Here is a 24128-nt window from a genome sequence, read left to right as displayed (position 1 = left end):
ACGTGCGTATCTCAGAGACAAGCCGAACCTACTTCAGGCGACCGGAGCGGCGCGAACGCGCTTGGTCGGTGCGGGTTCGGCACGTCGGAGGTCAGCCTGCTGTGACTCCGGCAGTTCCGACTCGTCGATGAAGACGACGATGTTCTCGTTCCAGAGTTTGAACTTGTGTTCGTGGACGGTGTAGCCCGGCAGTGCGTCTTCGAGTTCCGAACGGTTCCAGTCGTAGGCGATGACGACGGGCGGTGCGTCTTGGGCCATCTCCGTCGCCGTCACGTTCGGTGGTGTACTCGTCACGTTCGCACCGTACATCTCGGTGTACCACGGAAGCGGCAGACGACTGTGCCAGTTCGAGACTTGCCAGTGGGCGAGGACGTCAGACTCGTCTTGGACGTAGAACAGCGTCTCGCCCGAACTGGGGTGTTTCGTCCCGTAGAACAGCACGTCGTGGCCTTCGTTCGTCTCTGCGATGCGGCCCATCTGCTGGAGCGTGTCTTTCAGGTCGTTGTTCGGTTGTGCCCACTGGAGCACCTGTTTGTCGTTCTCGCTCGTGCTGTCGACGTAGGCGACGTTCGCCCCGGCGACGCCGACGACGGCCGAGAGGATGACCAACGCGGCGATGCCCGTCCCGATGGCGTCTTCGATAGCGACGGACTGGCGAGCGGTGCGGTAGATGTATCCTCCGCCGATGGCCGCCGGGATGGTCAGCGGGAGCACGACGTGGATGGCGGCCCACGGGGCTTGGATGTCCGTCGCGACAGGGTAGCCGATGACACTCGCGATAGCCCAGTAGGCCGCGAAGGCGACGAGGTCACGCGAGCGACCGCTGGAGTAGCCGTCGACGACGAAGCCGAGTAGTGAGAAGACGACGAGGACGCCGGATCCGTAGACGATAGTCTCCAAGATGTCGAAGAGGAAAGGGAGATAGTCGTGTGACTGGTGGGACCCGGAGGCCCACTGGCCGTAGAACTTCTCCCACGCGCCGACCGTCGCCTGTTCGAGAACGTCGGGTGCCATGCTGACGTCACCGAACATCTGCCAGAGGTCGGGACGCGGCGCATAGAAGAAGACGATGACGAGGAAGAACGCGGCGACGGCACCGGCGCTGTGGGCGACGACCCAGAACACGCCCGACTTCACGTCGCCGGCCCACGAACTGAGTCCGGTCTTCGTCGAGACGAGATAGCCGCGGGCGGTCTGTTTGAGGGGCCGGTCTGCCTGCGCTGCACGCAGGAGGCGGTGGTCGAAGAGGACGAACGCCCCGCCGAGATAGCAGACGATGTAGATGAGTCCGTTCTCTTTCGCGGTCAACCCGAGAGCGAGCGCCACACCGGCCGGGTAGAGATACTTCAGATCTCTGCGGTCGTAGGCGGCGACGACGAAGCCCAGTGCGGCGAACGAGAACGCCGCGACGAGGACGTCGTTTCGCATGAACCGCGAGTAGTAGACGAAAAGCGGGTTGACCGCGAGAAACAGTGCGAGTGCGACAGTCTCAGAGTTGCGCAGGCGCGTCCAGAACAACAGCGCGGTGAGGGGAAGGAGACCGCCGACGACGGCGACGACGAGGCGGGCGCTGAAGTCTGACGGCGGGAGGACGGTGAAGAGGTAGTCGTTGACGATGGGGAGGAAGGGACCGTGGATGATCGGCCGGTAGGCAAACTCGCCCGTCTCGTGGTAGCGGAGAATCCAGTAGCCGACTCGCCCCTCGTCCCAGTGCATGACGCGCGTACCGAGTCCGACGAGGCGAGCGACGAGGGCGAGCGCGGTGATGGCGAACACCGCGAGGAGGGTTCGATTGGCAGACTGGGGACCAACCCTGTCGTCCGTGCTCATACGCACTCTTGCTCCACGAGTCGTTACAACTCTTGTGTTCCGATGTGCCGACCGAGAGACCCCACACCGATTTTCGAGTGTTCGCCGCGCAAACCCTTTTGCGCCGCCGTACAGACACGTCTCACATGGAATTCGCCGCCGCACAGGACCACAGTGGCACACAGACGACCGACGTGTTCGACGCATTCGACGCCTCCGACGTCGCCCACGCTCCTGCTGAGGGCTGGTGATGGAGGTTCCTGCCGACGCTCCCTCTCACTGTCCGGTCTGCGACGTCGCCTACGACTCGGTCTCGGAACACGGTGGGGGCGTCATGGTGAACCTCCTCGACAACGCCCGGTATCGCCGTGTCTGCTTCGAACCGACGGAGAGTGACAGTAAACCACGAATGCGGTTCTACCACCACACGCACGAGCAGGTCGGTGCGGGTGACACAGAAGACGACGCCTCGTCAGACCGACGCTAGGCCCACGGTCGTTCGGTGAACTCGCCGTTCTCGATCTCTCGTTCTATCTCCGACAGGGTAGCGTCGTCGACGCCGACGAGGTGACACAGCGGATGGCCGGGCGCGGCGACGGGGTTCTGGAGGACACCCACAACCAACCCGGTGAACGGTGCCGTCACCCGCTGTTCGTTCTCTTTGAAGTGATCGGAGACGGTGCAGACCGTCTCGCCTTCGTGGACCAGCGGAATCTGCCCGTACTGCATCTCGACGAGACCGCCGGTGTCGGCGCGGAGCCAGGTCTTGTCGCCCTCGCTGTCGATGACGCGCGTCCATCCCGGCCAGATGACCGGGTTCCCCGGAAGCACGCCGTACTCGGCGAGAACGCTCTCGACGCCGTCCAACGCACGCTCGATGAGCGCCGGTTGGAAACGGTGGGCACGGCCCATCTCGATGGTGATAGTCGGGACGCCCGCGTTCGTCGCCACCGTCCGGAGCGACCCGGCGTCGGCCTCGCCCGAGAGGATGACGTTCGCCCCGAAGGAACGGGCGAGACGAGCGACCTGTCCGTTCGCCATGTCGGCGCGGACGTGGTACATCGTCGTTCGGTTCCGCGTCGACGTGTGGAAGTCGAGTCCGATATCGCACTGCTTGACGAAGCGGTTGTAGATGACGTTCGCCATGCGTTCTGCCGTGTTCGCGCGCTCCTTCCCGGGGAACGAGCGGTTGAGGTCGAGGTCGTAGATAGGGATGTAGCGCTGTTGGGCGAGATAACCGGGGACGTTGCAGACGTGGAGACAGACGAGCGTGCCGTGAATCTCGGCGGGGTCGTAGCCAGTGGCGACTTCTTGCAGCACCTTCACGCCGTTGAGTTCGTCGCCGTGCAGCGCCGCCGTCATGATCACCGTCGGCCCGTCGTGCGCGCCGTTGACGATAGTGACCGGAATCTCGACGGGGTCGCCGAGGTACGTCTCGCTTATCTCGTACCGGAGATGTCGCGTCTCGCCAGGGTCCACTTCGTCACCGTATCGGAACGGTTCGGCCTGTGACATTGTCTTGTGTTCGGGAACGTACGACTTGAACGTTAGCCCGCGGTGTCGGAGAGACTGAGTCGACCGGTCGGCGGGAGCATTTTCCCACCCCCCACCGTTTGGCCACCATGACGCGGCTCGAAGACCCCCTGCATATCGGCGATGTCCGGATACCGAACCGGCTCTATCGGGCACCGCTGCTCGAGTGCGCCGGGAACGGTCCCGACGCCGTCGACACGCTCATCGGAGACCTCGAACCCGCCGCACGGGCCGGGGCCGGACTCGTCTGTCAGGGGGCGACTATCGTCCGCGCGGAGGGTGGCTGTGCCGCACCGAACATGACGAGCGTCGCCGACCCGGCGTTCGTCGCCGGCCTCGAACGCCTGACCGACGCGATTCACGACCACGGCGGGAAAATCGCTATCCAACTCGAACACGGTGGTCTTCGGAGTATGGAGACGTGGCACGCGGCGTATCGACGAGAGCACCCCGACCTCCAGCAACTCGCCGTCTCGCGTCCGCCGCTCCCGCTCCGACTCCTCGACCGAGCGGGCTTTCTCGCCTACGACCCGCACGTCATGTCGACCGAGGAAGTCTACGAACTCGCCGCCGACTTCGGTCGGTCGGCGGGGTACGCCGTCGACGCGGGGTACGACCTCGTCCACATCGCGGGGGCCAACATGGGCATCGTCCATCAGTTCCTCTCGCCGTTCTACAACAGTCGAAACGACGAGTTCGGCGACGGCGTTCGGTTCCTCGAAGTCGTCCACGACGAGATTCGAACGCGCGCGGGCGACGTTCCACTCATGGCGAAAGTGCCGACTGAGACGGAAGCGCCGCCGTTCGTCGGCCCGCGACTCACACACGGCGAGACGGTCGGTATCTGTCGACGGCTGGCCGACGTCGGCTACGACGCCGTCGTTCCCGTCAACGGCTCTGTCGTCTGGGACATGAGCATCGTTCGAGGTGCGTTCCCCGCTCGGGCGTGGCGCGACGAACGGTTCCGAGACGCCTACGTGGATGCGTTCGGTGGGCGAACCCGCGCCCTGCTCGTCGCCCTCGGCAACTGGGTCGAATCTCGGTGGTACGACTTCGACCCGGCGTGGAACGCCGGACTCTGTCGCGACGTGCGCGACGCCGTGGACGTCCCCGTCCTCGCCGAAGGCGGTATCCGCGAACGCGGGCAGATAGACGAGTTGTTGGGTCGTGACTGCGACATGGTCGGGATGGCCCGACCGTTCTACGCCGAACCGGAACTCCCGGCCCGACTCCTCGACGACGAGAAGCAGGTGTCCTCGGACACGAGCGTCGTCTGCGAGAACTGTAACAACTGTACGGTGCCGCAGGCGACGGGTGCGCCCGGCGTCTGTCGGACGCCTGCTGTCCTGAAGCGAGCAGGAGAGTTACGGAGACAGCACGCCTACGAACGCGACGGACGAGGCAACGAGACGTGAGTCGAGGCGTCTCGACCACAACGGTTAGGTTCGCGTCGCGACGTATCACTGCCTAGCGATGCTCCGTGAGCAGTCACCCTCCTCGGACGATGTCGACCTTCAGTCCGTCCTCGACGTGCTCGACGACCCTGCCTCCCGTACCATCATCAAGACACTCTCTACACCGATGACCGCACGCGAACTCTCCGACGCTTGTGACGTCCCGCTCTCGACGACGTACCGAAAACTAGAATCGCTCACCGAGACGGGGTTACTCGTCGAGTCGACGGAGGTACGTTCGGACGGCCACCACACGACGCGATACGACGTCGCGTTCGACTCGGTCACCATCGCCCTCGCCGAAGACCGCTCGTTCGAGGTCGCACTCGAACTGCGGGCGAGCGAACCCGAAGAGAGACTCGCGGCCATGTGGTCTGCCGTCAGGAGGGAAGCCTGATGGTCTCGTTCTCTCCTACGTCGGTGGCGACGGCTATCGTCGTCGCCAAGACGGGTATCCTCATCCTCGGCGGACTCATCACGCTCATTAGCTACAGAGCGTATCGACGAACTGGTGCATCCGCACTCCAGTTCTTAGCTATCGGGTTCGGCGTCGTCACCTTCGGGTCGCTTCTCGGGGGCGTCTTAGACCAGTTGCTCCACATCGAACTCGCCACGAGCGTCCTCATCGAGTCCGCCTTGACGCTCGTGGGATTCGCGGTCATCTTCTACTCGCTGTACGCCGAGTGACGTGCGGGGTAGGTCGAATCGAGGCTGAGAGGACGACCACGGTGTGAGGATGCGAGAATCCGAGAACGAGAGAGTTCGAGAGAACGAGAGAGAAGAGTCGGTGAGACGATGCTCAGCCGAGGATGTAGTCGAGCACCGGGTACTTCTCGATGAGGGGGACGCCACCGACTTCGTACTGCTCGATGTAGGCGTCCAGGCCGAGGATACGGCCGGCGCCGAACGCGGCGAGCGCGAGGAACAGCAGCATGTAGGTGAAATCACCGTTGATGACACCGTGTGCGATGTCCCAGTTGCCGAGGTAGAACATGAGCATCATGACGGCGCCCCAGAACGCCGCGAAGCGGGTCATGACGCCGAAGATGAGGCCGAGACCGATGGCCAGTTCACCCCACGGGACGGCGACGTTGACGAACTGTAGGAGCAGGTCGTTGGTCGCGAACAGTTGCAGGAACCCGACGGCCGGACCGCCGTTCGCGGGAACTGCGTTCATCAGGTACCCTTGTGCGTCGAACGGTTCTGGCCCGAGAATCTTCGCCACACCGGCGTAGGCGAACGCGTAGCCCAACATCAAGCGGAGCGCGAGAACGAACCACGCGCTGAGGCTGTGGGCCTCTCCGCCGATAGTCACGCCGCCAATCTTGCTCTGGAATGTGTTGTTGCTCATCTTAGTTCACCTTGTACAGTTACAGAGACTCCTGAGAAGAGGATATAAATGGAGGCTCGTTCTCACCGACTGGGAACGTGCGACTGCGTCACACTCACCGTCGCCTCTCCCGGACGAAGTTTATCTACCGTGACAGACTACGACAGCCATGAAACTGGTCGCCCGCGAGATAGACCTCGGGTCTCGCTCACCAACCGTTCTCCTCAACACCGCCGACGCCACCGAACTCGGCGTCCACCAACTCGACCGTGTCCAAATCGAGCACGACGGCCGACTCAGCATCGGTATCGTCGAGTTCACAGAGGAACTGGTCGACCCGGGAACGCTCGGCGTCACCCGCCGACTCGGTCACCTCGTCGGCTCCGTCGACGTGATTCCGGCACCGCAACCGACCGCCGTCCACTATATCAAGAAGAAACTCGACGACGTCGAACTGGAGAAACACGAGTTGCAGAGAATCGTCCTCGACATCAAACAGGACCGTCTCTCGGACGTCGAACTCGGTGCGTACGTCACGGCGACGTACACGAACGGCCTATCGCTGGCGGAGACGATGCACCTCGCCGAGTGCATGGCCGACGTCGGCGACGCCATCCAGTGGGACGACGCCGTCGTCGCGGACAAACACTCTATCGGCGGCGTCGCCGGTAATCGGGTGACGCCCATCGTCGTCTCTATCGTCGCCGCTGCAGGCCTCAAGATACCGAAGACGTCCTCACGGGCGGTCACGTCGCCTGCGGGCACGGCGGACACGATGGAGGTGCTCTGTGACGTGGCGTTCTCGCTTGAGGAAATAAAGCAAATCGTCACGGAGACGAACGGCTGTCTCGTCTGGGGCGGGTCGGTCAACCTCTCGCCCGTCGACGACAAGATTATCCGCGCGGAGACGCCGCTCTCTATCGACCCACCGGGGCAGATTATCGCCTCCGTTCTCTCGAAGAAGAAGAGCGCCGGGTCGACGCACATCGTCGTCGACATCCCCTACGGCGAGGGGGCGAAAGTCGAGAGTCTCGCGGCGGCGAGAGAACTGGCACAGGACTTCAAACGCGTCGGCGACCACCTCGGGATGACCATCGAGTGCACCATCACTCGCGGGTCCCAGCCAATCGGTCGCGGCGTCGGCCCGATACTCGAAGCCCGAGACGTCCTCGACACCCTCGCCGGAGACGGCCCCGAAGAACTCCGCCTGAAGAGCCTCCGTCTCGCAGACATCCTGCTCGAAAGCTGTGGCTGTGAGAGCGAGGCCGCCGAGATTCTGGACTCCGGGCGTGCGCTGGCGAAGTTCCGCGAAATCGTCGCCGCACAGGGTGGAAATCCGGACGTGACGGCCGACGACCTCGTCCCCGGTCGACACGAACTGCTCGTCGCCGCCGACCGAGACGGCGTCGTCACGCACGTCGACAACCGACTCGTGAGCGACGTCGCTCGGCGTGCCGGTGCGCCGAAAGACAAGGGTGCAGGCATCACGCTCCACTGTCGCGTCGGCGACGAGATTCACACCGACGACCCGCTGTTCACGGTCCACGCCGAGAGCAAGGACAAGCTTGCGGACGCCGAGCGACTCGTCGGCCAGAGCGAGACGGTTCGCGTGCGAAGTCGGGACGAAGCGTTGGTCGAACGGGTGTGAGGTGTCTCGTCCCGTCGAATAGCCGAGAGACTCCAATCGGGCAACCGCTTTTATCGTTCGGATTCCTTATATGTGGTATGGACCCACACGTCCACCCCGACGTCCATCACATCGCCGACGACATCGGCACGATGGAGATTCGTGGGGCGGCGAAGATTGCGGACTCGGCCGCGACAGCCCTCCAGATACAGGCACGCGAGAGCGACGCCGAGACACCCGACGCCTTCCGCGCGGAGATGCGAGCGGCGGCCCGAACCCTCCACGACACCCGACCGACGGCGGTGAGTCTCCCGAACGCACTCCGATACGTCCTCCACGGGATGGACGGCGTCACCGTCGAGCAGTTGCGCGAGAGTAGCGTCGTCGCCGCCGAGCGCTTCCGCGAACGCCTCGACCACGCACAAGCAGACCTCGGCCTCGTGGGGGCGAACCGCCTCAAGGACGGCGACTGCATCATGACGCACTGTCACTCGACGGCCGTCCTCGCCTGCGTCGAGGCTGCCGTCGACCAAGGGAAGGAACTCACCGCCGTCGTCAAAGAGACACGTCCGCGGAATCAAGGCCACATCACCGCGGAGCGTCTGCACGAACTCGGCGTCCCGGTGACGCTCATCGTCGATAGCGCGGCCCGCCGCTACCTGAACGAAGTGGACCACGTCATGGTCGGTGCCGACAGCATCGCCGCCGACGGCAGCGTCATCAACAAAATCGGCACGAGCGGCCTCGCGGTCAACGCGAGAGACAGAGGAACTCCCGTCGTCGTCGCCGCCCAGACGTTCAAACTGCATCCGGGCACCTTGACGGGCCACAGCGTCGACATCGAGATGCGCGACGAGTCGGAGGTGCTCTCCGCAGAGGAGAAGGCGGCACTCGGCAACCCGACCGTCGCAAACCCCGCGTTCGACGTGACACCGCCGCGCTACGTCGACGCCATCGTCACCGAACGCGGGCAGTTCCCGCCGGAGAGTATCGTCATGCTGATGCGCGAACTGTTCGGCGAGCAGACGACCGAACCGTGGGTAGAGCCAGTCGTCTGATTTCCGAAGCGGCCCACTGAGACGGAGAAACGGTGAAATATCGACCGCCCGAGAAGAGCGTATGGTCAACGTTGGCGACACCGCACCAGACTTCACCGTCCCGAAAGCGGGCGGTGAGGCGTACAACGACCTCGAACCGTTCACCCTGAGCGACGTCGTGAGTGACGGCCCGACCGTGCTCTCGTTCTATCCGGCGGCGTTCACCAGTGGCTGTACAGACCAGATGTGCGCGCTCCGAGACACGATGCATCTGTTCGACGACCTCGACGCGCAGGTGTACGGCCTCAGCGTCGACCTCCCCTTCGCGCAGAACATCTGGATACAGCAGGAGAATCTGAACTTCCCGATGCTCTCGGATTGGGACCACGAAGTGATTCACGAGTACGACGCGGTCCTCGACGACATGTACGGGATGGTCGAAGTCGCCGAACGAGCGACGTTCGTCGTCGACACCGACGGCGTCGTCACCTACGCGTGGGTTCGGGAAGGCGACGAGAACCCCGACTTCGACGAACTCACCGAGACGGTGCGGGAAGCGGTCGAAGACGCGGTTTAGCGACGACGAACGAGGGCGGTCCACAGACCGAGACCGAGGGCCACGCCGAGCGCCGAGAGACCAGTCTCGATTCGTGTACCGGCCGCTCGACGTTCCTCGAACAGACGCCTGTAGTATCGGCCGTACTTCGGGTAGACGACGTAGTAGTCGCCGTCGTCGACGAGCAGTTGGTACTCATCCGGAATCTGTGTTCGCCGAGTAACTGGCCCGTCTTCGACGACCTTGCGGGCACCGGCCGAGGCGAACGGGAGTGGGGTCGCCGCCGAACCGAGGGCGGTTTCGTGGGTCGTCTCGTTCAAGCGCAGCAGCGTCTCGCTGTCGCTTCTCGTGTACGTTACTTCGTAGAACTGTCCATCGATGTAGGCGTAGTCGTAGGCCGCGTAGGGTCAGAACTCTTCGACTGGAACCGCCCCGCCGTGGTCGAGGACGTGCTTTTCGAGCGCGCAGGCCCGGTCCCAAGCGAGGAAACAGGCGACGTCGTCGTCGATGTTCCGGTCGGAGAGGTCGGCAGGCAACTCCTCGGGGTCGCCGTCAGGGCCGAACGTCACTTGCTCGGCGTGGTACTCGTAGCGGTTCGGGTCGTCGAAGTGGAGGAGCGAATCGAGATAGAGCGGATTGAACACGAGGAGGAGAGCGGCGGCGACGACGGCGTAGCGTCGGTACGTCGGAGGAACCGAGACCATGCGGTCACGAGAGGATGAGTCGTCAAAAACGGTTGGATTGGCGCTGCCTTAGCGCGGCGTCTCCGTCCCCCACTTCTCCAGCGCCGTCGCCAGTTCGGGGTGGTCCGCGGCGTACTCCTCGATTGGGACGCCTTCGGTTACGGAATCGACGGATTGCCGGAGCGCCATTGCACCGGCGCGCGTGCCGTCGGGGTGGCCGTGGATACCGCCGCCGGCTTGGATACAGAGATTGCCGCCCGCGGCGTCCATGAGTTGCGGGACGAGACCAGGGTGAAGTCCACCGGAAGCGGTCGGCAGGACGTCTTTCAGGCCGTAGAGGTCCGAGCGCATCCACTCGTTGATTCCCACGGTGTCCTCGTTGGCGAGTTTGCCGAGTCCGACCGTCCCCGTGTGGAGTTGGTCGACGCCGCAGAGGCGTGAGATTTGGGCGATGAAGCGCATCGAGACGCCATGATCGGGGACCCGGTCGAAGGCGGCGTGCATCGCGCGGTGGGCGTGGATAGCGAGTCCGAGGTCTTCGCATCGCTCGCGGACGGTCTGGACGGCCCCCCATCCGGCGGTGACGACGTCGACCATGACGTACTCGTTTCCTTGCGACGCTGCTTCGTCGGCGCGTTCGAGCATCTCGTTCGTCTCGGCGGTGATGTTGATGAGGTAGCTCTTCTTCTCGCCCGTCTCGTCTTGGGCCTCGTCGCGCATGGCGAGACTCTCGGTCAGGCGGTCCGAGTAGGGGTTGAACGACTGGTCGGTGAGGTTCTCGTCGTCTTTCAGCAGGTCGAGACCGCCGACCCAGGCCTCGTAGCCGATTTCGGCGTGGCGTTCGGTGGAGAGGCCGACCTTCGGTTTGGGGACGGTGGCGAGAATCGGTCGGTCGTCGACGCCGAAAATCTCCTGTCGGACGCCGGACCCAAACTGCGGGCCAGGGTAGCCTTCGACGATGGCTTCGGGCCACTCGCAGTCTTCGAGACGGATGGTGTCGACGGCTTTCATCCCCATGATGTTGCCCGCGATACAGGAGAGCACCTGCGGCATGTTACCCGCCTCGAACAAGCCAGCGGGGTAGGCGACCCGAATCGTGTCGCCGTCGATAGAGAACGTCGTCGCACCCATGTCGGTGAACGTGTCGTCGATGTGGAGAGCGGCCCACGTGCCGTTGGAACTCTCGGAGGCGACGCGACTGGCGGCGGCCTCCATACTCATTCCCTCGGCAGGGGCGATGCGGAACGTGCAGACGAGGTCTGTCTCGGTCGGTGTGTAGGACAGGTCCAAGAAGTCCTCGTAGGTGATTCCGGACATGCCGTGGCATACGGTCCCGAACGTGATAAATCGGTGGCTAGAACTGTCACTTCGTGGCGACAGTCACGTCTCGACGATGTTCGGGAGGTAGAGCAAGAGACAGACGACTGCTGTCCGCCGCGAGGTGCGGTGACGCCGGTACGGACGTCCGACGGCGGCGAGCAACGGGCCGAGTTCGGCCGCGTCGAGACCCATCGCTTAGAGTCGACTCCGAACGCGAGCGATTTCGGGAACGTCCAGGTCCAAGAGCGTCGCCAGCGCGTCGGCCGCGCCGAGCAACCACTCGGTACGCTCGACTCTGGACTCCAAGTCGCCCGGGCCGATACGGTAGTTCTCGACGATGGTCTCCATGGTCTCTCCTTCGGTCCACTCGTAGAGGATGCGAGCGGTCTTGACCGTCTCCAACCAGCGTTCGAACTCCTCGGCGTCGTTCATGCCGACGGTGAACTCCGCGTCGTGGTTGCGGGCGTACTGGTACATCGCCGCCCGTTCGCGGTTGCCGAGGTAGGTGTCCTGCATGTCGGGCGTGTCGGCGACGAGTTGGAGGACCGTCAGTCCGGTCACGTTCTCCGCGGGCATCTCGGCGGCCCGCCGGAGACCCGAGACGATGCGTGCGCCCGTCTCCGGGGCGACGTACTGTCTCGACACCTGCGCACCGAGGTCCGTCGCGGTGAACGTCTCCGACGTACCCTCGGTCAGCATCCCCATCTCGACCAGTTCTGCGGTGACGTCGTCGACGATTCCCGAGAGGTCCGCGACGGGCGTCTGATGGGCGTAGAAGGTCGCTTCGAGTACCTCGAGGATGGTCGCGTGAGAGTCGGCGAACCCGGTCGCGACGATAGAGAGCACGTGCGTCGTGAGCGCCGTTCGGTCACGGAGTTTCGACTCGACGGCTTCCGGGTCGGCGTCTACGTACCGCTCGTCGAGTTCGGCCCTCGAAGACTCGTCGCCGACGAGCACCGCTTCGCCGTACGGGTCGAGGTGTGGACGACCCGCTCGGCCACACATCTGGTGGACTTCGAGGACGGGGAGAAACTCCATACTCGACCCCGTGTAGCGTTGCTGGTCGCGGACGACGACTCGGCGCGCGGGGACGTTCACCCCCGCCGCGAGCGTCGGCGTCGCGCAGATGACGGCCAAATATCGGTTTCTGAACGCCGTCTCGACGACAGCGCGATGCGTACTCCGGAGTCCGGCGTGGTGGAAGGCGACGCCGTCGCGGACGCAGTCGGCGAGTCGGTGGCCGGTCGAGGTGCCGTCGACGGCCGTGAGGTCGTCCGCGACGGTCGCTGACGCTCCCGTCGCAAGCCCTTCGCGTGCGAGACGCTCCGCGAGCGCTTCGGCCTCGCGGCGCGAGCGGACGAACGCGAGACACTGCCCACCGGCGTTGTGAACGGCGTCCTCGACGAGTGCGACGGTGGCTTCCGTGTCCTCGTCTGCCCCGTTCGGAGTCGAACCGTCGTCGACGTCGACGGTGAGTTCGGTCCCGTCGTTGAACTCGACGAGGCCGTCCGCGTAGACGCCGGTGCGGAGGTCGACCGGTCGCCACGTCGACTCGACGAGTGTCGCGTCCAACCAGTCGGCGATGTCTTCGGGGTTGTCGACGGTGGCCGAGAGCGCGACGATTTGGACGCCGGGGGCGCGGCGTTGGAGGTTCGCGAGCGTCACTTCGAGCGTCGGGCCGCGACCCTCAGCGCCGAGGAGGTGGACCTCGTCGACGACGACGCAGGCGAGGTCGGCCACCCAGTTAGCCCCGTTGCGGATGGCAGAGTCGACTTTCTCGGACGTCGCGACGACGATGTCGTGGTCGGCGAGTTCGTCGGCGGGCGAGTCGTAGTCACCCGTCGAGATGCCGACGCTCACACCTGGGAGCGCCGAGAACGTCTCGTACTTCTCGCGGGCGAGCGCGCGGAGCGGGCAGATGTAGAGACCGGGACCGTCGGCAGTCAGCATGGCGAGTTCGGCGATGAACGTCTTCCCCGACGCGGTGGGTATCGCGGCGACGACGCGGCCGCCGTTGGCGACTCCGGCGTCGACGGCCTCGGCCTGTGGAGGGTACAACTCCTCGATACCCAACGACTCGTAGTGGTCGATGACCGAGTCGGAGAGCGGGAGGTCCCGAACGTACATTACTCCTGTGTGGTGCCCCGACTGCATAAAAACCCTCGTCGGGTAGGGTGGGTACCCGCATCGAGAGAACGGGGAACCCGTCTCGTTCCGGGGCGAGCGTGACGAGAGGTGAGACTCCTCTGATGAACGGAACGTCTCGCAGACATGACCGATAGCTGTGGAGTTCGCCGTCTCGATACCCGCTGACATTCCGCTCGGCAACTATTTGGGCCCCGACTACATATTTAAATCAATTTAGATGAATCGTATCGTTCCCCTCCTCGTCGTGCTCTGTCTCGTCCTCCCAACAGTCGCGTTCACCGGTGCCGCCCAGACGGCGCAGGTGTCGATTACGAACGTGACAGTCTCGCCGAACCAACCGACCCCCGGCGAACGATTCACCGTCACGACCACCGTCCGCAACGCCGCGGCCAACCCGTCGGCGCTGGAGATAGACGAAGTCTCGCTCGAACGCAACAACGGCCAAGAGTACGCCGACGTGCGAAATCTCGGCACGCTCGCGCCGGGGAGCGAACTCAACGTCCCGCTGACGCACCGTTTCGACGAGGTGGGCGTACAGAATCTCCGCGTCGTCGTCACCGGGACGAGCGGCGAGGAGGACGTGGAGATTCGCTATCCGCTGACCATCACCGTCCGTGAGGGCGGTCCGCAGGTGAGCATCCAACTCAACGACTCCGTCGTCGGCACCGAGACGACGGCGACGGTGCTCGTCGCGAACGGCGAGGAGACGACGGCGCGGAACCTCCGCCTGACGCTGTCCGGTGAGAGCGTCGCCATCGACGACGCGACGCGCGTGGCCCCGCAACTCGGAAGCGGCGAGACGCGGGCGTTCACCTTCGACGTTCGGCCGGGCGCGACGTCGGCAGCACTGACGGCGACACTGCGATACACGACCGCCGGCGGTGAATCGGTGACGACCGAGGAACGCGTACAGATGAACCCCGAGAACCTCCGCGAAGACGTCGGTATCGAGGCGACAGTCGTCGAGGGTGGCGTGGCACCGCCGGTGAACGTCCAGGTGACGAACTTCGGGAACGCGCCGCTCTCGCGGGTCGTCCTCGGTGCGACGGTCAACGAGACGACAGTCGCCAGACGGGCGCTCGACCCGATTCCCCCGGAGTCGACGCGAACCGTCCAGTTCAACGTCTCGAACGTCCCCGAAGGCGACCTCACGCTCAGTGTGAACTACGAGACTGGAAGCCGAGAGGGACAGGTGTCGACGACGGTCCCGTACCGAACGAACCCCGGACGCATCGAACTCACGGGCGTCGACTACGAGCGTGAAGACGGGAAACTCTACATCACCGGCAGCGCGAGCAACGTCGGTCTCAGCGACGTCGACAGCGTCATCGTGAGTGTCGTTCCGGGCGACGGCGTCCAACCGGCCCGACCGTACCGCGAGTACTTCGTCGGCACCGTCCCCGCCAGCGACTTCGTCTCGTTCGACCTCTACGCCACCGTCGACGAGAACGCGACGGCCGTCCCTATCCGCATCGAGTACCTCTCGGACGGCATTCGTGAGAGTTCCGTGTACGAGGTGCCGATAGACGACCTCCAGCCAGCAGCGCCCTCTCCGGCGACAGGTGGTCCCTCGCCGCTGGTGTTCTTCGGCGGTGGGTTGGTCGTCATCGCAGTTCTCGCCACTGGCGGCTACCTCTACCTCCGCCGATGAGTTTGCGAGAATCCACCAAAACCACCGAGCCAATCATCGAACTCCGTGACGTCGTCAAGCGGTACGACACGGGCGGCGAAGTCGTCGACGCGCTGAAGGGCATCGACTTCGCCGCGAAACCCGGCGAGTTCGTCGCCGTCATGGGACCCAGTGGGAGCGGGAAGTCGACGATGCTCAACGTCCTCGGTCTCTTGGACGCGCCCACCGAGGGGACCGTCCTCCTCGACGGCCGTGACGTGACGGACCTCTCGGACGAGGAGCAGACGAAAGAGCGAAAGCGCTCTATCGGCTTCGTCTTCCAGAACTTCTATCTCATCCCGACGCTGACGGCGACGGAGAACGTCGAGATGCCGACGCTGTTCGGCGACGACCCGGACGCCCGCGAGCGAGCGGAGGACCTGCTTCGGCGCGTCGGCCTCGGTGACCGTCTCGACCACCGGCCGAACGAACTCTCCGGCGGGCAGAAACAGCGCGTCGCCATCGCGCGGGCGCTCATCAACTCGCCGCGCATCCTCCTCGCCGACGAACCGACCGGCAACTTAGACCAGAAGACGGGTCGGAGCGTGCTCGAACTGTTCCTCGAACTCACCGAGGAGCGCGACGTCGCCATCATCGCCGTCACGCACGACCCGCAGGTCAGCAAGTACGCCGACCGCACCATCACGCTCGTCGACGGGCGGATGCAGGACTGGGAGATGGCGGGAGTGACCGACCAGTGAGCCTGCTCGACGACCTCTCTCGGCGGTTCCCAGCACTGTTGATGGCGCGACGGAACCTCTCGCGCAACCAGTTACGGTCGGGACTCGCCGTACTCGGCATCATCATCGGCGTGTTCGCCATCGCCTCGCTCGGGATGTTCGGGACGACGCTCCGAGCAGGCGCGACGGACCAACTCGGCGACATCGGCAACGAAGTCGTCGTCTCGCCCGCGTTCAGCGAGGGCGTCACGGAGTTGACCGAACGGGACGTGACACAGATCGAACGAGCAGCGTCGGGGACGACGGTCGTCCCGGTCAAGCAACGACAGGCGCTCGTGACACGAGGTGACGAGCGGACAGTGGCGACACTCTACGGGATGGAGCGACCCGGCGCGCTCTACACGGCGACGGACGGGCGCGTCCCCGACAGACTCCGACAGGGGGCCGTCGTCGGGTCGGGCGTCGCAGAGCGGTTCGGTCTCCAAGCGGGCAACAGCATCACCGTCGACGAGCAGACCTACCGCATCGTCGCCGTCCTCACCCAACAGGACGGCATCTCGCTCGTCGACCCCAACAACGCGGTCATCGTCTCGCCGACGGACTTCGAGGCGGACGGCTACTCACAGGTCGTCGTCACGGCCGAGACGGGCGAGGCGGCGACGGCGGCGGCCGACGAGATTCGCGACACCCTCAACGGCCGCGAAGAGCGCGTGACGGTGTTCGAACTCAGTTCCATCACCGAAGGCATCAACGCCTTCTTCGGCATCCTCAACGCCTTCCTCATCGGTATCGGCTCTATCTCGCTGCTCGTCGCGGGCGTGAGTATCCTGAACGTGATGCTGATGAGTACCGTGGAGCGACGCGAGGAGATTGGCGTACTCCGGGCCGTCGGCGTCCAGAAGCGCGACGTGATTCGGATGATTCTGCTCGAAGCGGCGTTGTTGGGCTTCGCCGGCGGCGTCGTCGGCGCGGTGCTGGCACTCGGTGCGGGCATCGCGCTGAACCAGTTCGTCATCGACGACGCGCTGGCGACGTTTCAGCCCGTCAACCTGCTCTATCTCGTCCTCGCCGTCGGGTTCGGTCTGATTACGAGCGTCTTGAGCGGACTGTATCCGGCGTGGAAGGCGGCGGGCGAGCGGCCGGTGGACGCGCTTCGGAAGTAGGGTTGAGAGTCAGCGGACGGCCGCTTTCAGTCGACTCCAGGGGTTTTTGAAGACGACGAGATAGGCGAATGGGAGAGTGGCGACGAGAAAGATGGGGAACTGTCGCGCCTGCGTGAACGGGTCCGGCGGCGAGAGGATCGCACCGAGCATCATGGCGACCATCATCGCGCCGAAGTACGTCCACGCGATGCGCTCCCACTTCGACGCTCGGTACGCTCGTGGCCCGAAGTTGTCGCGGAAGATGAGGTAGATTAGTGCGACGAGACCGAACACTGCAGCGGCGACGCCCAACACAGTCGGAAACCTGACGCCTCGGGCGCGAGCATCTGCCGAGATGGCGTAGGAGAGTGCGAGAAGACCCAACAGATACAGCGCGAACAGCGGGAGGGTGGCGAGAGGGAACGGAAGTTGGACCATTATCGGCGAGACTGTCGGCAGTCGTATAGATTTTGAGGTGTCGAAACTCAGCCGACGAGTCGTTTCGCCCGTGACCATCCACTCCGGAACGAGACCAGATACGCGAGCGGAGCGGTGACGAGCAGACAACCAAGAGCGTAGACCGCTGTCGACACAGGGTCGGGCGGGGGGAGAAACGCGGCGGGAAGCCACGCACCCATTCCCGCGATACCGACGAAGAGTGCACGTCGTTCGTCGGCGGTCGGTGGCGACTCACGTTCGCCGTGACGACGACGAGCGGCCCCGTAGTAGACGAGCGGTGCCAGTAAGACGGCGCACGCGGCACCGAGTATCTGAGCGTTCGGAATCCCGCGTTCGGCGGCGTCTTTCGAGACGTAACGGTAGAGTCCGACGACACCACCGAGTTGGAGACAGAACGCGAACAGCAGTGCGAGGAGGGGGAGTGGTTCGGAGACCATAGCCGACGAGTGGACGAGTCGGTTACTAATTCTTGCGTCTCTCAGGGGGAAGAAAACCGCCGAAACCGCGCTGCCGGGGGAGACGAGTTAGAAGTAGTCGTTCTCGGCGAGACGGTCGACTGCCTCGCGGAGTCGCTCTTCGCTGGCGGCGTAGGAGATACGGACGTAGCCCGGTGCGCCGAAGGCACTACCCGGCACGGTGGCGACGTGAGCGTCTTCGAGTGCGCCCTCGGCCCACGACTGGTCGTCGTCGTCGACGGGGAGCATCATGTAGAACGCGCCGTCGGGGACGGCGACGTCGACGTCGTGTTCGGCGAGCAGGTCGACGAGCATGTCACGGCGTTCCTCGAAGGCCGCGCGCATCTCTTCGACCGACTCGTCGGTGTTGTTCAGGGCTTCGATACCGGCGTGCTGGACGAAGTTGACGGCCGAGGAGACCGAGTGCGAGTGGAGTTTGCCTGCCTGCGAGACGAGGTCCTCGGGCGCACAGAGGTAGCCGAGACGCCATCCGGTCATCGAGTAGGCTTTCGAGAAGCCGTTGACGGTGACGGTGCGGTCTTCCATGCCTTCCAGCGAACCGAGACTGGTCTGGTCGACGCCGTAGGTGATTTCGTCGTAGATCTCGTCCGAGATGACCGTGATGTCGTGTTCGACGGCGAGGTCACGGACGCCTTCGAGAGCCTCCTCGGTGTAGACTGCACCCGTCGGGTTCGACGGGGAGTTGACGACGAGGAGTTCCGTGTCGTCGGAGACGGCGTCCCCGAGGTCGTCGAGGGCGGGTTCGAGTTGGAAGTCATAGTCCGAAAGGTCGACGCGGTTCAGACTCCCGCCGGCGAGTTTGACCATCGCCTCGTAGGAGACCCACGCGGGGTCGAGGAGGACGACTTCGTCGCCGTCGTCGACGAGTGTCTCGACCGTCTCGTAGAGCGCCTGCTTCGCGCCGGGCGTGACGATGAGGTTCTCCGGGCCGCAGTCGATGCCGTCGGCTTCCAGTTTCTCGACGATGGCCTCCTTCAGTTCGGGCACGCCGTTCGAGGGCGCGTAGCCCGTGTGGCCGGCGTCCATCGCGTCTTTTCCGGCCTGAATGACGTTCTCGGGCGTCGGGAAGTCGGGTTCGCCGACCGAGAGGTCGACGACGTCCTTACCCTCTGCCTCTAACTTGCTCGCGAGGTCGCTGATAGCCAGCGTCGCGCTCGGTTCTACACGACCAACACGGTCGGCAAACTCCATGCTCATGCTAACACCTCCACCATCTCGATGGCGGCACTAACCGCTTCCGCTCCTTTGCTAACGCGTTCACGTGCTTCGGCCCCGCTCATGCCTGGGCCGGCGACGCCGAACGAGACTGGCTTGTCCCGGTCGAGACTGACTTCTGTGAGGCCCTGTGCCGCCGCGTCGGCGATGACTTCGTCGTGTTTCGTGTCGCCGGTGACGATTGCACCGAGGACGGCGACGGCGTCGACGTCGTCGCGTCGGGCGAGTCGGTCGGCGGCGAGCGGCGCGTCGTAGACGCCGGGTACTTCGTACGTTTCGACGATGTCGGCACCCGCGTCGGCGGCGGCCTCGCGGCCAGCCTCCTCCATGGGGTGGGTGACGCTCTCGTTGAACTGCGCCACCACGAGTCCGAGTGTGACCATGCTGGCGGGTTTGCGTGGTCGGTAAAAGAGGTATTCGTTGACGGCGAATGAGTGTACATGGGACTGAGAGAGAGTGTGTGGTCGTACGTACTCGGTCCATTCGTCTGCTGAGAGTAGCTCAGTACGTTTCTGTCTGGTTCGGCGATGAGCTAGACAACACCTCGAAAGCCCACGCGCTAGCACAGCCACACCCTCCCCAACCGACTGCGCTCCTCACTCGCTTCGCTCGCTGCGGTGCTCATCCCTCACACGAGTGGCTTCCGGCGACAAGACGCCGGAAAGCCACGCGCCACGACAGTTGGTCAATCCACGGGCGCTTGGCGCGCTCTATGCGCGCCAGAAATGGGGAAGGGTAGGCACGGTGCGGTGCGGGCCTGGTGGACTGCAAGGGCGAGTGCTCCTCGACCCCTCCCGGCGACGTAAGCACCACAGAAGTGAGTGTAGCGAACGACGAGGAGCGCAACGAGACCCGGAGGGTCGAGAGCGCGAGGGCTTTGCCGAGTATCCCAAACTGCACCAGAAACAGTGAGTTCGTCAACGATTCACGCGCCTCAGTCGTCCGGCTCCACTGCCGGGTCGTACTTCTCGTACCACTCTAGAATCTCCTCTAGTCGGTGAATCGCCCGGTCCGGGTCACCGACGTTGTGGTGCTCTTCGGGATACATCACCAGTTTCGCGTCGACGTCCTGCTTCTTCGCGCTCACGTAGAGTTGTTCGGACTGGCTCGGCGGACAGCGCCAGTCCTGTCCACCGGCCATGACGAGCAGCGGCGTGTCCAGATTGCCGACGTCGGTGATGCTCGACGCCGCCTCGAAGGTCTCCGAATCCTCCCACGGCAGGCCGAACTCGTTTTCGGTCCAGACCTGACAGTCGTCGGTTCCGAACAGCGACCGCATGTCGTAGATGCCGTGTTCCGGCACGGCGGCGGTCAGCAGGTCCGTTTGGGTGACGAGGTAGCCCTGCGCGATGCCGCCGTAGGAGAAGCCGTAGCCGAAGACACGCTCGGAGTCGGCCCACCCGCGACCCACCACGTTCTCCACCCCGGCGACGATGTCGTCGACTTCGACCGTTCCCCACTGTCCGTAGAGTTCTTCGACGAACGCCTGTCCGTAGGAGGAGCCACCGCGGTAGTTCGGCCGGAAGACGAGATAGCCGCGCGAAGCAAGGACAGCGTGCGGGAAGTAGAACTGCGGTTCGTCGTAGTAGACCGGCCCGCCGTGGATGCCGACGACGAGCGGTCGTGACTCGCCATCCGGGTCGTCGGGGTCGAAGTCGGGCGGATGATAGAGCAGACCGTCGATGTCCCAGCCGTCGCTCTCGTAGCTGAAGCGGCGACAGGCGGGAAACTCGAACTCGTCGAGCAACTCGTCGTTCAGCGTCGAGAGCTTTCGAAGAGAGTCGGGGTCGCCGTCCGAGTCGAGGTCTGACACGTCAACCGAGAAGACGTCGAGACCCTCCTCGGGGTGCGAGAAGACGAGCGCGGCCGTGTCGCCCGCGACGTCGAACCCCTGAACCGCGCGGTCGGTCCCCTGCGCCTCGAAGGTTCGCTCAGCGCCCTCACCCTCGTCGGCGTCAGCATCGACCCGAATCAGCCGAGAACGAGCCTCGTCGGCGACGACGGTGTAGAGCGTCTCGTCGTCGGCCCACTGCGGCGTCCCGCTCCACGCGAGTCGGCGGTCCAACTCTGCCGTCAGCGACTCGTACTCACCCGTGTTGCTGTCGAGCGCGTACACCTGCGACGGAACCGGCGAGTGCGTCGGGTGCTGTCCGACGAACCCCAGACGGTGTCCGTCGGGACTCCATCGCGGCGAGGAGACCGTGAGGTCCGAGTCGGTGAGTTTCTCTGTCTCGACGCCCGCGGGGTCGACCGTGTAGAGGTCGGCGACGAACGTGTCGTCCGGCCGTTCGGCCCGCGTCGTCACGAACGCGATACGGTCGTCGGGCCCCCACCGAGGCTGGAGTCCGGCGAACTCGTTCGTCGTCCCGCTGCTGTACGCCTCGTCGAGACGTGTCTCCTCGCCCGTCTCGACGTCGACGACAAACAGGTAGGTCCGGACGCTGTCGAGCCACCCCTTCCCGTTCACTTTGTGCTGGAGTCGTTCGGTGACGATTGGCCCGCCGTCCTCGCGCTCGTCGAGGTACTCCTGTTCTTCCTCAGTTGGGTCGCGAGCGGCGATAACGAGTCGCTCGCCGTCCGGTGCCCAGTCGAACTCCGAGACGCCGTGCTCGCGGTCGGTCACCTGTCGGGCGTCGCCGCCGAGCGAGAGGTCGAACAGCCACACCTGCGACTTCGGGTCGTCGCCCCCGCCGTTCGCGGCGTCGGTATCTTCCCCCTCCTCGTCGCCGTCGCTCGCGCCGTCCTCGTCGTTTTCGTCGCTTTCGTCGTCCTCAGCGTCTTCCTGTCGCCCGACGCGACGTGCCGGGTCCTCCTCGCGGGCGGCCAGAAACGCCAGTCGGTCGCCGTCCGGACTCCACGTCGGACTCGACGCACCGGGCAGGCGAGTCAGTCGATGTGGGTCGCGACTGCCGTCTGTCGGTGCGACGAACAGCGAGGCGACCTGCTCGTCCTCGTCGGGAGCGTACTCCGTCGTTGTGAACGCGACGCGCTCACCGTCCGGTGAGAGCGCCAGAGCCGTCGGCCGCGTCAAGTCGTAGAGGGCGTCGAGCGGAATCTCCCGGGCGTCTGGAGCGTCTGCCGTCATACCCGAGGCGACCGGTGGTGAACACAAAAAGGTGCGTTCTCCCGACTCACGTTGCCAGTTGTCACGGCGAACCCGTCGACCGAACGCCTCTTGTCGACAGACCGACTGACGAGCGTATGGACGAACCCCACGAGCGCACTCGTGACGTGAGTCGAGAGGCGCTCGCGGACGTCGCGACGCAGGCGGCGCGGGCCGGCGGCGACTACCTCGCCGACGAGTTCCGGACCGGTCACGTCGACGCCGAGTACGGAGCCGACGACGTGAAAGCCGTCGCCGACCGGGAAGCCGAGTCGCGAGTGCTCGACGTGGTTCGCGGGGCGTTCCCCGACCACGCGCTCCACGGCGAGGAGTCGGGGCGGGTCGGCGAGAGTCGCTACGAGTGGGTCGTCGACCCGCTCGACGGCACCAACAACTTCGCGAGCGGCCTCCCGGCGTTCGCCACCGCCGTCGCTGTCCTCGACGACGGCGACCCGGTCGTCTCGGCCATCTACGAACCGCTCCCCGACACGCTCTACGTCGCCCACGACGGTGTGGGGGCGACAGTCAACGGCCAGCAGCTAGAGACAGGTAGTGACGTCGCACTCGACAACGGAACCGTCTCGTTCGTCGTCGGCCTCCCCGCGATTCGTGACGAGGAACTCGCGAAGCGAGCTGAGGCTATCGAGTCGGCGCTCGGTGACCACTGTAAACGCGTCGTCGAGACGTGGTCGCCGTGCGTCGACTGGGGACTCGTCGCCCGCGGCGCACTGGAGGGTATCGTCTGTTTCTACCCCGACGTGTACGAACAGCACGCGGGCGAACTCTTGGCACGAGAGGCGGGCGTCGTCTCGACGTCGCGAGAGGGAGTGTACGTCGGTGCCAGCGACGAGAAGACGCACGACGACTTGCTCGACGCCGTTGGCGGCGTCGACGGCGTCTGAGCCGAGCTATCGAAGCCGCCGGAGCCAATGCTGGCGGCGGGCGAGCACTGCGATGCCCACAATCGGAAGCCCGAACACGATGACGTACGGTGCGGCGTAGGCCGCGCCGACGAACGTCGCGCGGAGGACGACCACCACGCCGTCGACGGATTCGAGAAACGCCGTCACCACGCCCGTATCGTACCACGCTGCGCCGCGGACGTACTGGTACTCCGGTTCTGGTTCCGAGAGGTTGACCGTGACAGTCGAGTAGGCGACGCGGCCTTCGAGCGCACGGAGTCGCGCTTCGAGTCGCTCTATCTCCTCTTGGGTCTTCGAGAGTTCTTGGCCGACTCTGAGTACGTCTTCGGTCTCGTTGGCCCGGTCGTAGAGCGTTCGGAGACGGTCACGCTCGGCGCGGAGGTTCCCGAGTCGCGCTTCGAGGTCGACCACCTGGTCGGTCACGTCCTGCGTCGCCGTACTCGACTCTTGGACCTCGCCTTCGGCTTTGACCGTCTCGAAGAGAGCGCTGAAGTTCTCTTTCGGCACGCGAAGCACGAGCGTCCCCGTCGTCCACGTCTCGTTCTCCCAGCCGTGGACCTGTTGAGTCGTGTCGCTGACGTAGCCCCCTTGTGATTCGACGGCCGCCGTCAGATTCGCCTCCGCCGACTCGAAGTCGTCGACCTGGAGTCGTATCTCGCCAGTCCGGATGAGTTCGCGCTGGGCGACGAAGTTCGTCGTACTCGCGCTGTCGGTTCCGGCGGACTGAGCGGCCTCGCCGCCGTCTCCGCCGCTACCACTACCGCCGTTCTCGGACCCGCCAGTCGAGGCGTCGAAGTCGGTTACTTGGCCACCACTCTCGTCGCTCCCACCCGCCATACTGTCCCCTGCACCGGAACAGCCCGCCGTGACGACGAGGAGGGCGAGAAGGAGGGTCACGAGATGTTGTCGTCGCATGCGTAGACAGACGCTCGATGATGCGTTAACAGTTGTCAAGAGTCAAAGA

Annotated in this window: 25 protein-coding genes; 11 read left to right on the top strand and 14 right to left on the bottom strand. The window is 64.7% G+C overall.

Annotation, left to right across the window (positions count from 1 at the left end; genetic code table 11):
• Positions 1-33: 33 nt before the first annotated feature.
• Complete coding sequence (locus BM083_RS11815) at positions 34-1830, bottom strand: flippase activity-associated protein Agl23 (RefSeq protein ID WP_089869628.1); 1797 nt, start codon at positions 1828-1830, stop codon at positions 34-36.
• Between the two features lie 229 nt (positions 1831-2059).
• Between BM083_RS11815 and BM083_RS11810 the strand changes: the two genes are divergently transcribed.
• Positions 2060-2296: a DUF8145 family protein gene (locus BM083_RS11810; protein ID WP_089869624.1), complete on the top strand. Its 237-nt coding sequence runs from the start codon at positions 2060-2062 to the stop codon at positions 2294-2296.
• Here BM083_RS11810 and BM083_RS11805 read toward each other — a convergent pair.
• Positions 2293-3324, bottom strand: a complete 1032-nt coding sequence (locus BM083_RS11805) for a succinylglutamate desuccinylase/aspartoacylase family protein (protein WP_089869622.1) — start codon at positions 3322-3324, stop codon at positions 2293-2295. The genes BM083_RS11810 and BM083_RS11805 overlap by 4 nt on opposite strands.
• A gap of 107 nt (positions 3325-3431) precedes the next feature.
• On the opposite strand from BM083_RS11805, the gene BM083_RS11800 reads away from it, so the two are divergent.
• From BM083_RS11800 to BM083_RS11790, 3 genes are read left to right on the top strand one after another with little or no spacing between them, the layout of a single operon-like run.
• Positions 3432-4757, top strand: a complete 1326-nt coding sequence (locus BM083_RS11800) for an oxidoreductase (protein ID WP_089869621.1) — start codon at positions 3432-3434, stop codon at positions 4755-4757.
• Between the two features lie 58 nt (positions 4758-4815).
• Positions 4816-5193 carry a winged helix-turn-helix domain-containing protein gene (locus tag BM083_RS11795; RefSeq protein ID WP_009365911.1) on the top strand — a complete coding sequence of 126 codons (378 nt, stop codon included), beginning with the start codon at positions 4816-4818 and terminating at the stop codon, positions 5191-5193.
• Positions 5193-5483, top strand: coding sequence for a DUF7521 family protein (locus BM083_RS11790; RefSeq protein WP_089869619.1), 291 nt, complete (start codon positions 5193-5195; stop codon positions 5481-5483). Before BM083_RS11795 ends, BM083_RS11790 begins: the two co-directional genes overlap by 1 nt.
• Positions 5484-5595: 112 nt before the next feature.
• Here the strand turns inward: BM083_RS11790 and BM083_RS11785 are convergent, their stop codons facing one another.
• Positions 5596-6147, bottom strand: a complete 552-nt coding sequence (locus BM083_RS11785; protein ID WP_089869617.1) for a DoxX family protein — start codon at positions 6145-6147, stop codon at positions 5596-5598.
• Positions 6148-6295: 148 nt separating this feature from the next.
• On the opposite strand from BM083_RS11785, the gene BM083_RS11780 reads away from it, so the two are divergent.
• The 3 genes from BM083_RS11780 to BM083_RS11770 all read left to right on the top strand — a co-directional run bounded on the left by BM083_RS11780 (position 6296) and on the right by BM083_RS11770 (position 9367).
• Positions 6296-7774: an AMP phosphorylase gene (locus BM083_RS11780; protein ID WP_089869615.1), complete on the top strand. Its 1479-nt coding sequence runs from the start codon at positions 6296-6298 to the stop codon at positions 7772-7774.
• Positions 7775-7851: 77 nt separating this feature from the next.
• Positions 7852-8811 (top strand): ribose 1,5-bisphosphate isomerase, encoded by a 960-nt coding sequence (locus tag BM083_RS11775; RefSeq protein ID WP_089869613.1) that lies wholly within the window; start codon positions 7852-7854, stop codon positions 8809-8811.
• A 61-nt stretch (positions 8812-8872) separates the two neighbouring features.
• Complete coding sequence (locus BM083_RS11770) at positions 8873-9367, top strand: redoxin domain-containing protein (RefSeq protein WP_089869611.1); 495 nt, start codon at positions 8873-8875, stop codon at positions 9365-9367.
• On the opposite strand, the gene BM083_RS11765 is transcribed toward BM083_RS11770, so the two are convergent.
• The 5 genes from BM083_RS11765 to BM083_RS11750 form a co-directional block, all read right to left on the bottom strand.
• Positions 9364-9666, bottom strand: a complete 303-nt coding sequence (locus BM083_RS11765) for a DUF8127 domain-containing protein (RefSeq protein WP_089869609.1) — start codon at positions 9664-9666, stop codon at positions 9364-9366. The two genes, BM083_RS11770 and BM083_RS11765, sit on opposite strands and share 4 nt — an antisense overlap.
• 87 nt (positions 9667-9753) lie before the next feature.
• Positions 9754-10050 carry a hypothetical protein gene (locus tag BM083_RS11760; RefSeq protein ID WP_089869607.1) on the bottom strand — a complete coding sequence of 99 codons (297 nt, stop codon included), beginning with the start codon at positions 10048-10050 and terminating at the stop codon, positions 9754-9756.
• Between the two features lie 48 nt (positions 10051-10098).
• Positions 10099-11346 (bottom strand): type III ribulose-bisphosphate carboxylase, encoded by a 1248-nt coding sequence (gene rbcL / locus BM083_RS11755; protein WP_089869605.1) that lies wholly within the window; start codon positions 11344-11346, stop codon positions 10099-10101.
• Positions 11347-11409: 63 nt separating this feature from the next.
• Positions 11410-11541 (bottom strand): hypothetical protein, encoded by a 132-nt coding sequence (locus BM083_RS23975; protein WP_281244181.1) that lies wholly within the window; start codon positions 11539-11541, stop codon positions 11410-11412.
• Between the two features lie 3 nt (positions 11542-11544).
• The gene (locus BM083_RS11750) at positions 11545-13476 is read right to left on the bottom strand and encodes a DEAD/DEAH box helicase (protein ID WP_089869603.1); all 1932 of its coding nucleotides are present in this window, start codon (positions 13474-13476) and stop codon (positions 11545-11547) included.
• Positions 13477-13714: 238 nt separating this feature from the next.
• On the opposite strand from BM083_RS11750, the gene BM083_RS11745 reads away from it, so the two are divergent.
• The 3 genes from BM083_RS11745 to BM083_RS11735 are packed head-to-tail and all read left to right on the top strand — an operon-like array spanning position 13715 to position 17009.
• Complete coding sequence (locus BM083_RS11745; protein ID WP_089869600.1) at positions 13715-15148, top strand: COG1361 family protein; 1434 nt, start codon at positions 13715-13717, stop codon at positions 15146-15148.
• Entirely contained in the window at positions 15145-15867 is a 723-nt protein-coding gene (locus tag BM083_RS11740) for an ABC transporter ATP-binding protein (RefSeq protein ID WP_089869598.1), read from the top strand. Before BM083_RS11745 ends, BM083_RS11740 begins: the two co-directional genes overlap by 4 nt.
• A complete protein-coding gene (locus tag BM083_RS11735; protein WP_009365924.1) occupies positions 15864-17009 on the top strand; it encodes an ABC transporter permease in 1146 nt (381 codons plus the stop codon). Before BM083_RS11740 ends, BM083_RS11735 begins: the two co-directional genes overlap by 4 nt.
• Positions 17010-17018: 9 nt before the next feature.
• On the opposite strand, the gene BM083_RS11730 is transcribed toward BM083_RS11735, so the two are convergent.
• From BM083_RS11730 to BM083_RS11710, 5 genes are all read right to left on the bottom strand, one after another.
• Positions 17019-17426, bottom strand: coding sequence for a hypothetical protein (locus tag BM083_RS11730; protein WP_089869596.1), 408 nt, complete (start codon positions 17424-17426; stop codon positions 17019-17021).
• Positions 17427-17473: 47 nt separating this feature from the next.
• Entirely contained in the window at positions 17474-17884 is a 411-nt protein-coding gene (locus BM083_RS11725; RefSeq protein WP_089869594.1) for a hypothetical protein, read from the bottom strand.
• Positions 17885-17971: 87 nt separating this feature from the next.
• Positions 17972-19120 (bottom strand): pyridoxal phosphate-dependent aminotransferase, encoded by a 1149-nt coding sequence (locus tag BM083_RS11720; protein WP_089869592.1) that lies wholly within the window; start codon positions 19118-19120, stop codon positions 17972-17974.
• Positions 19117-19521, bottom strand: a complete 405-nt coding sequence (ribH, locus tag BM083_RS11715; protein ID WP_009365927.1) for a 6,7-dimethyl-8-ribityllumazine synthase — start codon at positions 19519-19521, stop codon at positions 19117-19119. Before ribH ends, BM083_RS11720 begins: the two co-directional genes overlap by 4 nt.
• Before the next feature lie 551 nt (positions 19522-20072).
• Positions 20073-22223 carry a S9 family peptidase gene (locus BM083_RS11710; RefSeq protein ID WP_089869590.1) on the bottom strand — a complete coding sequence of 717 codons (2151 nt, stop codon included), beginning with the start codon at positions 22221-22223 and terminating at the stop codon, positions 20073-20075.
• A 116-nt stretch (positions 22224-22339) separates the two neighbouring features.
• Here BM083_RS11710 and BM083_RS11705 point away from each other — a divergent pair, with 116 nt between their 5' ends.
• A complete protein-coding gene (locus BM083_RS11705; protein WP_089869588.1) occupies positions 22340-23143 on the top strand; it encodes an inositol monophosphatase family protein in 804 nt (267 codons plus the stop codon).
• A 6-nt stretch (positions 23144-23149) separates the two neighbouring features.
• Here the strand turns inward: BM083_RS11705 and BM083_RS11700 are convergent, their stop codons facing one another.
• A complete protein-coding gene (locus BM083_RS11700; protein ID WP_089869585.1) occupies positions 23150-24079 on the bottom strand; it encodes a DUF4349 domain-containing protein in 930 nt (309 codons plus the stop codon).
• Positions 24080-24128 lie beyond the last annotated feature (49 nt).

It is taken from the genome of Halogranum rubrum, assembly GCF_900114455.1.
Lineage (GTDB): Archaea > Halobacteriota > Halobacteria > Halobacteriales > Haloferacaceae > Halogranum > Halogranum rubrum.
Note: the sequence above shows the minus strand (reverse complement) of the source record. Positions and strands in the feature narration are given on the sequence as shown.

What these genes read in the sequence shown, in the direction of transcription:
- BM083_RS11745 (WP_089869600.1), top strand. Translation starts at nt 13,715, where the DNA reads ATGAATCGTATCGTTCCCCTCCTCGTCGTGCTCTGTCTCGTCCTCCCA.
- BM083_RS11750 (WP_089869603.1), bottom strand. Translation starts at nt 13,476, where the DNA reads ATGTACGTTCGGGACCTCCCGCTCTCCGACTCGGTCATCGACCACTAC.
- BM083_RS11725 (WP_089869594.1), bottom strand. Translation starts at nt 17,884, where the DNA reads ATGGTCTCCGAACCACTCCCCCTCCTCGCACTGCTGTTCGCGTTCTGT.
- BM083_RS11805 (WP_089869622.1), bottom strand. Translation starts at nt 3,324, where the DNA reads ATGTCACAGGCCGAACCGTTCCGATACGGTGACGAAGTGGACCCTGGC.
- BM083_RS11795 (WP_009365911.1), top strand. Translation starts at nt 4,816, where the DNA reads ATGCTCCGTGAGCAGTCACCCTCCTCGGACGATGTCGACCTTCAGTCC.
- BM083_RS11730 (WP_089869596.1), bottom strand. Translation starts at nt 17,426, where the DNA reads ATGGTCCAACTTCCGTTCCCTCTCGCCACCCTCCCGCTGTTCGCGCTG.
- BM083_RS11700 (WP_089869585.1), bottom strand. Translation starts at nt 24,079, where the DNA reads ATGCGACGACAACATCTCGTGACCCTCCTTCTCGCCCTCCTCGTCGTC.
- BM083_RS11800 (WP_089869621.1), top strand. Translation starts at nt 3,432, where the DNA reads ATGACGCGGCTCGAAGACCCCCTGCATATCGGCGATGTCCGGATACCG.
- BM083_RS11720 (WP_089869592.1), bottom strand. Translation starts at nt 19,120, where the DNA reads ATGAGCATGGAGTTTGCCGACCGTGTTGGTCGTGTAGAACCGAGCGCG.
- BM083_RS11810 (WP_089869624.1), top strand. Translation starts at nt 2,060, where the DNA reads ATGGAGGTTCCTGCCGACGCTCCCTCTCACTGTCCGGTCTGCGACGTC.
- BM083_RS23975 (WP_281244181.1), bottom strand. Translation starts at nt 11,541, where the DNA reads ATGGGTCTCGACGCGGCCGAACTCGGCCCGTTGCTCGCCGCCGTCGGA.
- rbcL (WP_089869605.1), bottom strand. Translation starts at nt 11,346, where the DNA reads ATGTCCGGAATCACCTACGAGGACTTCTTGGACCTGTCCTACACACCG.
- BM083_RS11815 (WP_089869628.1), bottom strand. Translation starts at nt 1,830, where the DNA reads ATGAGCACGGACGACAGGGTTGGTCCCCAGTCTGCCAATCGAACCCTC.
- BM083_RS11780 (WP_089869615.1), top strand. Translation starts at nt 6,296, where the DNA reads ATGAAACTGGTCGCCCGCGAGATAGACCTCGGGTCTCGCTCACCAACC.
- BM083_RS11775 (WP_089869613.1), top strand. Translation starts at nt 7,852, where the DNA reads ATGGACCCACACGTCCACCCCGACGTCCATCACATCGCCGACGACATC.
- BM083_RS11760 (WP_089869607.1), bottom strand. Translation starts at nt 10,050, where the DNA reads ATGGTCTCGGTTCCTCCGACGTACCGACGCTACGCCGTCGTCGCCGCC.
- ribH (WP_009365927.1), bottom strand. Translation starts at nt 19,521, where the DNA reads ATGGTCACACTCGGACTCGTGGTGGCGCAGTTCAACGAGAGCGTCACC.
- BM083_RS11770 (WP_089869611.1), top strand. Translation starts at nt 8,873, where the DNA reads ATGGTCAACGTTGGCGACACCGCACCAGACTTCACCGTCCCGAAAGCG.
- BM083_RS11705 (WP_089869588.1), top strand. Translation starts at nt 22,340, where the DNA reads ATGGACGAACCCCACGAGCGCACTCGTGACGTGAGTCGAGAGGCGCTC.
- BM083_RS11710 (WP_089869590.1), bottom strand. Translation starts at nt 22,223, where the DNA reads ATGACGGCAGACGCTCCAGACGCCCGGGAGATTCCGCTCGACGCCCTC.
- BM083_RS11790 (WP_089869619.1), top strand. Translation starts at nt 5,193, where the DNA reads ATGGTCTCGTTCTCTCCTACGTCGGTGGCGACGGCTATCGTCGTCGCC.
- BM083_RS11785 (WP_089869617.1), bottom strand. Translation starts at nt 6,147, where the DNA reads ATGAGCAACAACACATTCCAGAGCAAGATTGGCGGCGTGACTATCGGC.
- BM083_RS11740 (WP_089869598.1), top strand. Translation starts at nt 15,145, where the DNA reads ATGAGTTTGCGAGAATCCACCAAAACCACCGAGCCAATCATCGAACTC.